7 protein-coding genes, 1 tRNA gene and 2 pseudogenes are annotated in these 9,516 nt (G+C 53.9%); all 10 read left to right on the top strand.

From position 1 onward, the window contains the following. Positions 1 to 105: pseudogene (locus tag ACIQ0R_RS08470) on the top strand (elongation factor Tu); the annotation flags it as partial. A gap of 115 nt (positions 106 to 220) precedes the next feature. After that, positions 221 to 296, top strand: a tRNA-Trp gene (locus ACIQ0R_RS08465). A 45-nt stretch (positions 297 to 341) separates the two neighbouring features. Beyond that, the gene (gene secE / locus ACIQ0R_RS08460; RefSeq protein ID WP_395826158.1) at positions 342 to 725 is read left to right on the top strand and encodes a preprotein translocase subunit SecE; all 384 of its coding nucleotides are present in this window, start codon (positions 342 to 344) and stop codon (positions 723 to 725) included. Next, complete coding sequence (gene nusG, locus ACIQ0R_RS08455) at positions 725 to 1,324, top strand: transcription termination/antitermination protein NusG (protein WP_395826156.1); 600 nt, start codon at positions 725 to 727, stop codon at positions 1,322 to 1,324. Before secE ends, nusG begins: the two co-directional genes overlap by 1 nt. Positions 1,325 to 1,492: 168 nt before the next feature. Beyond that, the gene (rplK, locus tag ACIQ0R_RS08450; RefSeq protein ID WP_038484621.1) at positions 1,493 to 1,924 is read left to right on the top strand and encodes a 50S ribosomal protein L11; all 432 of its coding nucleotides are present in this window, start codon (positions 1,493 to 1,495) and stop codon (positions 1,922 to 1,924) included. After that, complete coding sequence (gene rplA, locus ACIQ0R_RS08445) at positions 1,924 to 2,619, top strand: 50S ribosomal protein L1 (RefSeq protein ID WP_395826154.1); 696 nt, start codon at positions 1,924 to 1,926, stop codon at positions 2,617 to 2,619. Before rplK ends, rplA begins: the two co-directional genes overlap by 1 nt. 356 nt (positions 2,620 to 2,975) lie before the next feature. After that, on the top strand, positions 2,976 to 3,479 hold the full coding sequence (gene rplJ, locus ACIQ0R_RS08440) for a 50S ribosomal protein L10 (protein ID WP_395826152.1): 504 nt from the start codon (positions 2,976 to 2,978) through the stop codon (positions 3,477 to 3,479). A 79-nt stretch (positions 3,480 to 3,558) separates the two neighbouring features. Then, positions 3,559 to 3,936, top strand: a complete 378-nt coding sequence (gene rplL, locus ACIQ0R_RS08435; protein WP_395826150.1) for a 50S ribosomal protein L7/L12 — start codon at positions 3,559 to 3,561, stop codon at positions 3,934 to 3,936. A 283-nt stretch (positions 3,937 to 4,219) separates the two neighbouring features. Further along, positions 4,220 to 8,326, top strand: coding sequence for a DNA-directed RNA polymerase subunit beta (gene rpoB, locus ACIQ0R_RS08430; protein ID WP_395826148.1), 4,107 nt, complete (start codon positions 4,220 to 4,222; stop codon positions 8,324 to 8,326). Positions 8,327 to 8,616: 290 nt separating this feature from the next. Next, positions 8,617 to 9,516 (top strand): annotated as a pseudogene (locus ACIQ0R_RS08425) (DNA-directed RNA polymerase subunit beta'); the annotation flags it as partial.

Genomic DNA, 9,516 nt, shown 5'->3' with positions numbered 1-9,516 from the left:
ATGTTGATCAACCCGATCGCGATGGAAGAAGGTCTGCGCTTCGCAATCCGCGAAGGTGGCCGTACTGTTGGTGCAGGCGTTGTTGCTAAGATCCTGGCTGACTAAAAGAAGAAAAGTTGTAATCGCCGCGACCCGGGAACTTCCCGCCTCGCGGCGTTGATGTCTGAATGGTAAGCGTAAGTTGGCTGGCCAAGCCATTCAGATAAAGTGTTTTAAGCGTAGGGGTGTAGCTCAATTGGCAGAGCGCCGGTCTCCAAAACCGGAGGTTGGGGGTTCGATGCCCTCCGCCCCTGCCACCGATTCAGGTGTAGGGTACTGAAGTTACTGAAAGTAAGCCGCGTATGTCTAACCACCCTGTGCAAACTGTCGGCGAACCCGGCAATAAGCTCAAAGTAATACTGGCAGTTTTGGCTGTCGTTGCCGGCGTTGTCGGCTTTTATTTTTTGTCGGGCCAGTCTGGTCTGGTGCGCGCTGGCGCACTGGTTGCCGGTTTGGTGGTGGCAGTTGCCCTGGCATGGACATCGACCCAAGGTCGTGAGTTTCTTGGCTTTGCCAAAGAGGCAGTGCGCGAAACCAAAAAAGTTGTTTGGCCTACCCGCAAGGAAGCGATGCAGATCACTGCCATCGTTTTTGCTTTTGTGCTGGTGATGGCGATTTTCCTCTGGGGCATCGATAAGCTCCTGGAGGTCTTGTTGTACGATGTGATATTGGGTTGGAAACAATAATGAGCGATAGCACACAAAACGATGCGCAAGCAACGCCGCCTGCTGTGACGCCTTCGGCGCCAGCGGGCAAAAAGCGCTGGTATGTGGTGCATGCTTATTCCGGTATGGAAAAGGGCGTGCAACGCGCGCTTACCGAGCGCATCGATCGCGCAGGAATGCAAGAGCAGTTCGGCCAGATCCTGGTGCCGACTGAAGAAGTGATTGAAGTCAAAAATGGCCAGAAAGCCGTTACCGAGCGTCGTTTCTTCCCAGGTTACGTCCTGGTAGAGATGGAAATGACCGACGAAACCTGGCATTTGGTAAAGAACACCAACAAGGTAACCGGTTTTATCGGCGGCAAGTCGAACAAGCCTACGCCTATCCCGCAGCATGAAGTCGACAAGATCATGCAGCAGATGCAAGACGGTATCGAAAAGCCGCGGCCAAAAGTGCTGTACGAAGTCGGCGAACTGGTTCGCATCAAGGAAGGCGCTTTCACCGATTTCAACGGCAACGTCGAAGAAGTCAACTACGAAAAGTCGCGCGTACGTGTAACCGTGACTATTTTCGGTCGTGCCACGCCAGTCGAACTGGAATTCGACAAAGTCGAAAAAGTCTAAGCTGCATCAGCTTTGTTAGCCGCACTACAGATTCAGACAAGCGCCGTTCGGAGCGTCATGGGTTAAAGCCCATGGAATCCGAAGCAGTAAGAGGAGCCCTACTAGATCGTTGCCAGGCTTGCCAGGCCGATCAAAAAGGCGCTAATACTCACACACTTAGGGGCCATCATGGCAAAGAAAATCATTGGTTTTATCAAGCTGCAAGTGCCAGCTGGTAAAGCAAACCCATCCCCACCAATCGGTCCAGCATTGGGTCAGCGCGGTCTGAACATCATGGAATTCTGTAAGGCATTTAATGCCCAGACCCAAGGCGTTGAGCCAGGTCTGCCAATTCCAGTCGTGATCACAGCGTTCGCCGACAAGTCCTTCACTTTTGTGATGAAGACTCCTCCGGCAACCATCCTGATCAAAAAGGCTGCTGGCATCACTAAGGGTTCGGCTAAGCCGCATACCGACAAGGTTGGTTCGATCACCCGTAAGCAAGCAGAAGAAATCGCTACCTTGAAGAAGCCCGATTTGACTGGTGCTGATCTGGAAGCTGGCGTGCGTACTATCGCCGGTTCTGCTCGTTCGATGGGCATCACGGTGGAGGGTCTGTAATGGCTAAGTTATCTAAGCGCGCAAAAGCGATCAAGGCAAAAGTTGATCGCACCAAAGCATATCCATTCGACAACGCAGTTGCGTTGATCAAGGAATGCGCAACTGCAAAATTCAACGAATCGATCGACGTATCCGTCCAATTGGGCGTTGATGCTAAGAAGTCGGATCAAGTGGTTCGCGGTTCCGTCGTGCTGCCAGCTGGCACCGGCAAGACCGTTCGCGTTGCAGTATTTGCTTCCGGCGACAAAGCCGAACAAGCTAAGGCTGCCGGCGCTGATGTGGTTGGTATGGAAGACCTGGCTGAGCAAATCAAAGCCGGCAACATGCCTTTCGATATCGTGATCGCTTCGCCGGACACCATGCGTATCGTTGGTACCCTGGGCCAGATCCTCGGACCACGCGGCCTGATGCCGAATCCGAAGGTTGGTACTGTGACGCCCGACGTCGCCACCGCCGTCAAGAACGCTAAAGCCGGTCAGGTGCAGTACCGTACCGACAAGGCAGGTATCATCCACGCCACCATCGGTCGTAAATCGTTTAGCGATGCAGAACTGAAGTCCAACTTGTTGGTGCTGATCGATGCATTGAGCAAAGCCAAGCCAGCAACCAGCAAGGGTGTCTACCTGCGCAAGATCTCGTTGTCCTCGACAATGGGTGCCGGCGTTCGTGTCGATCAATCGACACTGGCAGCGTAAGCGGCTGGCTGCGCTGTATTGAATCAAGTCCTGAAGGCGGTGCGCAAGTCGCATAGCCATCAGGCGAATCTTTGGGCTGGATCTGTATGAGTTGTATCGATGCAGATCCAGGCAATCAAAGACCGTTGGGCGGCGTGCCGCAGGCAGGGCACAAAGTTAAACACCAGGCGAGCAATCGTTTGGCACCCAACGCAGATGGTGTACCCGAACAAGTTTTGTAGTCTCAACGCTGTGTGTCTTTTTTTACGATGCTTCAGTACTGAACTCCTAACTTCGGACGCCGTGTTCGAACCGATGTCAGGTAAGTAACCACTTGCAGTTATGTCGTTACCGAGCATCATTTTTGGAGGTTGATCTTGAGTCTCAATCTGAATGACAAAAAGGCCGTAGTCGCCGAAGTCTCTGCAAAAGTAGCAGCCGCACAGACTATCGTCGTGGCCGAATATCGTGGCATCCAGGTTGGTCACTTGACCCAACTGCGCGCTAATGCGCGTACCCAGGGTGTGTACCTGCGTGTATTGAAAAATACATTGGCACGTCGCGCCGTTGAAGGTACAGCATTTGCCGACCTCGCCTCGCAAATGACCGGCCCGTTGATCTATTCGATCTCCGAGGACGCCGTTGCTGCTGCAAAAGTCATCAACGACTTTGCAAAAACCAACGACAAACTGGTCGTCAAGGCAGGTAACTACGCTGGTAAATCGCTGGATAAGGCGGGTGTACAAGCGTTGGCAAACATTCCAAGTCGCGAAGTTCTGCTGGCCCAAGTTGTGGGCATGATGCAGATGCCGATCGCTGGATTTGTGCGTGGTTTGGCTGCTCTGGCAGCGAAAAAAGAAGCCGAAGGCACTGCTGCTTAATTATTGAGCACGTATTCGGCGCTTTTTTTAGCGTTAAAACCAATCAGATGTTATTACTGTAAAAAATTAGGAGTTTCACATGGCCTTTGATAAAGATGCATTCCTGGGACAACTCGAGTCCCTGACTGTTATGGAATTGAATGACCTGGTTAAGGCATTCGAAGAGAAGTTTGGCGTTTCCGCAGCAGCTGTTGCAGTTGCTGGCGACGGCGCTGCTGGCGGCGGTGCTGCTGCAGCTGAAGAGCAAACCGAGTTCACCGTTGTCCTGAAGGGCGTCGGCGCTAACAAGGTTGGCGTAATTAAGGCAGTTCGCGAAATCACCGGCCTGGGCTTGAAAGAAGCCAAAGACCTGGTTGACGGCGCACCGAAGGCAGTTAAAGAAGGCGTCTCCAAAGCTGACGCTGACGCAGCAGCCAAGAAGTTGGTTGAAGCTGGCGCAGAAGCTGAAATCAAGTAATTTCAGCCAAGTAATTTCAGCTTGTTTGAGCGCATTTATTGCGCTGGAGTCAAAGTGCCGAACTCTCGAAAAGGAGAGTTCGGCTTTGGCTCCTTTGTTGTTTTTGATTTTGTTTAGCGCTTGTTGTTTTATTAAGCGTCCGTTGCCATAAAGCTCGAAGGGCTGAGACTTGAGGAATTGTTGGTTACGATAGTTTAGCTAGTACGGTAGTTTTGTCTAGTCTGGCCGAAATATCCAGCGAATCCTGAATTCTCTATCCTTCCTGTCACTCACGGAGTGTTCAATGCACTACTCATTTACTGAGAAGAAGCGTATTCGTAAATCCTTTGCGAAACGCGCTAACGTTCACCACGTTCCGTTCCTGCTGGCGACCCAGCTCGAGTCGTATCTTGGCTTTTTGCAAGCAGACAAAGTACCGTCTCAACGTAAGAATGAGGGCCTGCAATCGGCTTTCACGTCTATTTTCCCAATCGTTTCGCACAATGGTTTTGCGCGTCTCGAATTCTTGTCTTACGTTCTCGGTGATCCGCCGTTCGACGTCAAGGAATGCCAACAGCGTGGTCTGACGTTCGCGTCTCCATTGCGCGCCAAGGTGCGTCTGGTGATTCTGGACAAGGAATCGCCGACCAAGCCAGTCGTCAAGGAAATGAAAGAGCAGGAAGTGTACATGGGCGAATTGCCGCTCATGACCACCACCGGCTCGTTCGTTATCAACGGCACTGAGCGTGTGATCGTTTCCCAGTTGCATCGTTCCCCTGGTGTGTTCTTTGAGCATGACCGCGGCAAGACGCACTCGTCCGGAAAGTTGCTGTTCTCGGCACGTATCATTCCTTACCGTGGCTCCTGGCTCGATTTTGAATTCGACCCGAAAGACATACTGTTCTTCCGCGTCGACCGTCGTCGTAAGATGCCCGTGACGATCCTGCTGAAAGCGATCGGCATGTCGGTCGAGCAGATTCTGGCCAACTTCTTCGTATTCGACAATTTCGCGCTGCGTAACGAAGGCGCCGAAATGGAATTCGTCTCCGAACGCCTGCGTGGCGAGGTAGCGCGTTTCGATATCACCGACAAATCGGGCAAGGTTCTGGTCGCTAAAGACAAGCGCATCAACTCCAAGCACGTGCGTGACATCGAAGCTGCCGGCATCAAGCATATCTCGGTACCAGGAGACTATCTGCTGGGCCGCGTACTGGCTCGCAACATCGTTGACGCCGATACCGGCGAAGTCGTTGCCAACGCCAACGATGAGTTGACTGAAGAGTTGCTGGCCAAGCTGCGCGACGCCGACGTTACCGACATCCAGACCCTGTACACCAACGATCTGGATCAAGGCGGCTACATTTCGCAAACGCTGCGTAGCGACGACACCAACGACCAGATGGCCGCCCGTGTAGCGATCTATCGCATGATGCGTCCTGGCGAACCGCCAACCGAAGATTCGGTGGAGGCGCTGTTCAACGGTCTGTTCTATAACGAAGACCGTTACGATTTGTCGGCTGTCGGCCGCATGAAGTTCAACCGCCGCATCGGCCGCGATGAACTGACTGGTGCCATGACGCTGTCGAACGAAGACGTGCTGGCTGTGATCAAGATCCTGGTTGAGTTGCGCAATGGCCGCGGCGAAGTCGACGATATCGATCACCTGGGTAACCGCCGCGTACGTTGCGTCGGCGAACTGGCTGAGAACCAATTCCGCGCCGGTCTGGTGCGCGTTGAGCGCGCAGTCAAGGAACGCCTCGGCCAAGCCGAAGCGGACAACCTGATGCCGCATGACCTGATCAATTCCAAGCCGATTTCGGCGGCTATCCGTGAGTTCTTCGGTTCGTCGCAGTTGTCGCAGTTTATGGACCAAACCAATCCGCTGTCGGAAATCACCCACAAGCGCCGCGTATCGGCACTTGGACCGGGCGGTTTGACCCGTGAGCGCGCCGGCTTTGAGGTCCGCGACGTGCATCCGACCCACTACGGCCGCGTTTGCCCGATCGAAACACCGGAAGGTCCGAACATTGGTCTGATCAACTCGCTGGCGCTGTATGCCCGCCTGAATGAATACGGCTTCCTGGAAACACCATACCGCAAGGTTGAAGACAGTAAGGTAACCGACCAGATCGATTACTTGTCGGCGATTGAAGAAGGCCGCTACATCATCGCCCAGGCGAACGCGACCATCGACAAGTCCCTGAAGCTGTCCGATGAACTGGTTTCCGCACGCGAAGCCGGCGAAACCATTCTGGTATCCCCGGAGCGCGTTCAGTACATGGACGTTGCGCCAGGTCAGGTGGTTTCGGTTGCAGCATCGCTGATCCCGTTCCTCGAACACGATGACGCCAACCGCGCATTGATGGGTGCCAACATGCAGCGTCAGGCAGTTCCTTGCTTGCGCCCGGAGAAGGCATTGGTCGGTACCGGTATCGAGCGCACCGTTGCTGTTGACTCGGGCACCACCGTGCAGGCACTGCGTGGCGGTATCGTTGACTACGTCGATGCAGGCCGCGTCGTTATTCGCGTCAATGACGAAGAAGCGACTGCGGGCGAAGTCGGTGTCGATATTTACAATCTGATCAAGTACACACGTTCTAACCAGAACACCAACATCAATCAACGGCCGATCGTGCAAGTTGGTGACCGCGTCGCCAAACACGACGTGATCGCCGATGGCGCATCGACTGATCTGGGCGAGTTGGCGCTGGGTCAGAACATGCTGGTGGCGTTTATGCCGTGGAACGGCTACAACTTCGAAGATTCGATTTTGATCTCCGAAAAAGTCGTGGCTGACGAGCGTTACACTTCGATCCATATCGAGGAGTTGTCGGTTGTCGCGCGTGACACCAAGCTGGGCGCTGAAGAAATCACCCGTGACATCTCCAATCTGGCCGAAAACCAGTTGGCGCGTCTGGACGAGTCCGGCATCGTCTACATCGGTGCTGAAGTTGAAGCCGGCGATACGCTCGTCGGTAAGGTGACTCCTAAGGGCGAAACCCAATTGACACCAGAAGAAAAGCTGTTGCGCGCGATTTTCGGCGAGAAAGCTTCGGACGTTAAAGATACATCGCTGCGGGTGCCGTCTGGCATGGTTGGTACCGTGATCGACGTGCAGGTGTTTACTCGCGAAGGTATCCAGCGCGACAAACGTGCGCAACAGATTATCGACGACGAACTGCAACGCTATCGCCTGGATCTGAACGACCAGTTGCGTATCGTTGAAGGCGACGCTTTCGAACGTCTGGAACGCATGTTGATCGGCAAGGTTGTCAATGGCGGTCCGAAGAAACTGGCCAAGGGCAGCAAGCTGACCAAGGAATACCTGGCAGATCTGGATAAGTACCACTGGTTCGACATCCGTCCGGCGGACGACGACGCTGCCGTGGCACTGGAGGCGATCAAGGAATCGATCGCCGAGAAGCGTCACCAGTTCGACTTGGCATTTGAAGAAAAGCGTAAGAAGCTGACCCAAGGCGATGAGCTGCAGCCTGGCGTGCAAAAGATGGTCAAGGTTTACCTGGCCGTTAAGCGCCGCCTGCAACCTGGCGACAAGATGGCGGGCCGTCACGGTAACAAGGGTGTGGTTTCGCGCATTCTGCCGATCGAAGACATGCCGCACATGGCTGACGGTACCCCGGCAGACATCGTGTTGAACCCACTGGGCGTTCCTTCACGGATGAACATCGGTCAGGTTCTGGAAGTTCACTTGGGCTGGGCTGCCAAGGGTTTGGGCCTGCGTATCGGTGAGATGCTGAAGGCACAAGCCAAGATCGCTGAACTGCGCAAGTTCCTGGCCACGATCTATAACGAGTCGGGCAAGTCGGAAGATCTGGACAGCTTGACAGATGATGATATCCTGCATCTGGCCAGCAACCTGAAGGCTGGGGTGCCATTCGCTACGCCGGTGTTCGACGGCGCGCACGAAGAAGAAATTCGTCGCATGCTGGACCTGGCGTATCCGGACGCCATCGCCAAGCAATTGGGTATGACGCCATCGAAGAACCAGGTCACCATGTATGACGGCCGCACCGGCGAAGCTTTCGAGCGCACCGTGACAGTCGGCTACATGCACTACCTGAAACTGCACCATTTGGTCGATGACAAGATGCACGCACGTTCGACTGGTCCTTACTCGCTGGTTACACAGCAGCCATTAGGTGGTAAGGCGCAGTTCGGTGGTCAGCGCTTCGGTGAGATGGAAGTTTGGGCATTGGAAGCTTACGGTGCCTCGTACGTGCTGCAAGAAATGCTGACAGTGAAGTCGGATGACGTGAACGGTCGTACCAAAGTGTATGAAAACCTGGTCAAGGGTGACCATGTTTTCGATGCAGGCATGCCGGAATCCTTCAACGTGTTGTTGAAAGAAATCCGGTCGTTGGGTATTGATATGGATCTTGACCGCGAATAAGCGGTCAAGATCAACCGTCCACAATTGTGGGGCAAAGCCGTCCGGATAGGGTTTAAGAAGCGCCGAAGGACGACCAATTACACTACCCGTGCAGCTCTGTCCCCCAACTGACTAGACCGTGAGATCGAATCAGGCCGGACTACAGCAGTACAGAAGTAAGGTAGCGATACTCTTGGCAACTGTATTTGAGCATCAAAAAGATTACATAATGTTGGGGGCAGAGTAATTCGCCGCGCCGCGGTGGCTCTTAAGCTCTGTCCCGCAATCGAATTAATCACCTGGAGTGATACATGAAAGCACTGCTCGATTTATTCAAGCAAGTTCAGCAAAGTGAACAGTTCGACTCGATCAAAATTGGTCTGGCGTCGCCCGAAAAAATTCGTTCGTGGTCTTATGGCGAAGTAAAGAAGCCAGAAACCATCAACTACCGTACCTTCAAGCCAGAGCGCGACGGTCTGTTCTGCGCCAAGATTTTTGGCCCGATCAAGGACTACGAATGCCTGTGTGGTAAGTACAAGCGTCTGAAGCATCGCGGTGTTATCTGCGAAAAATGCGGCGTTGAAGTCACGCTGGCTAAAGTGCGTCGCGAACGCATGGGCCATATTGAGCTGGCATCGCCAACCGCGCATATCTGGTTCCTGAAATCGCTGCCGTCGCGTCTGGGCATGGTCCTCGACATGACCCTGCGGGATATCGAACGCGTATTGTATTTTGAAGCCTACGTCATCACCGACCCTGGCATGACACCGCTGAAGCGTTGCCAGATCATGTCGGAAGACGACTACGCCGCCAAGTACGAAGAATACGGCGACGATTTCACTGCATTCATGGGCGCCGAAGGCATCCGTGAGTTGCTGCGCGCGATCGATATCGACCGCGATGCGGAAACTCTGCGTCAGGAATTGAAAGAGTCGAAATCCGAAGCCAAGATCAAGAAATACGCCAAGCGCTTGAAAGTGCTGGAGGCGTTCCAACGTTCGGGCATCAAGCCTGACTGGATGATCATGGAAGTGTTGCCAGTGCTGCCGCCTGAGTTGCGTCCGCTGGTACCGCTCGATGGCGGCCGTTTCGCTACTTCCGATTTGAACGACCTGTATCGCCGCGTCATCAATCGTAACAACCGTCTGAAGCGCCTGATGGAATTGCGTGCTCCAGAAATCATCACCCGCAACGAAAAGCGGATGTTGCAG

It is taken from the genome of Collimonas sp. (assembly GCF_044339385.1).
Classification (GTDB): Bacteria; Pseudomonadota; Gammaproteobacteria; order Burkholderiales; family Burkholderiaceae_D; genus Collimonas.
The sequence above is the reverse complement of the archived record's forward strand: the minus strand, read 5'-3'. Positions and strand labels throughout refer to the sequence as shown.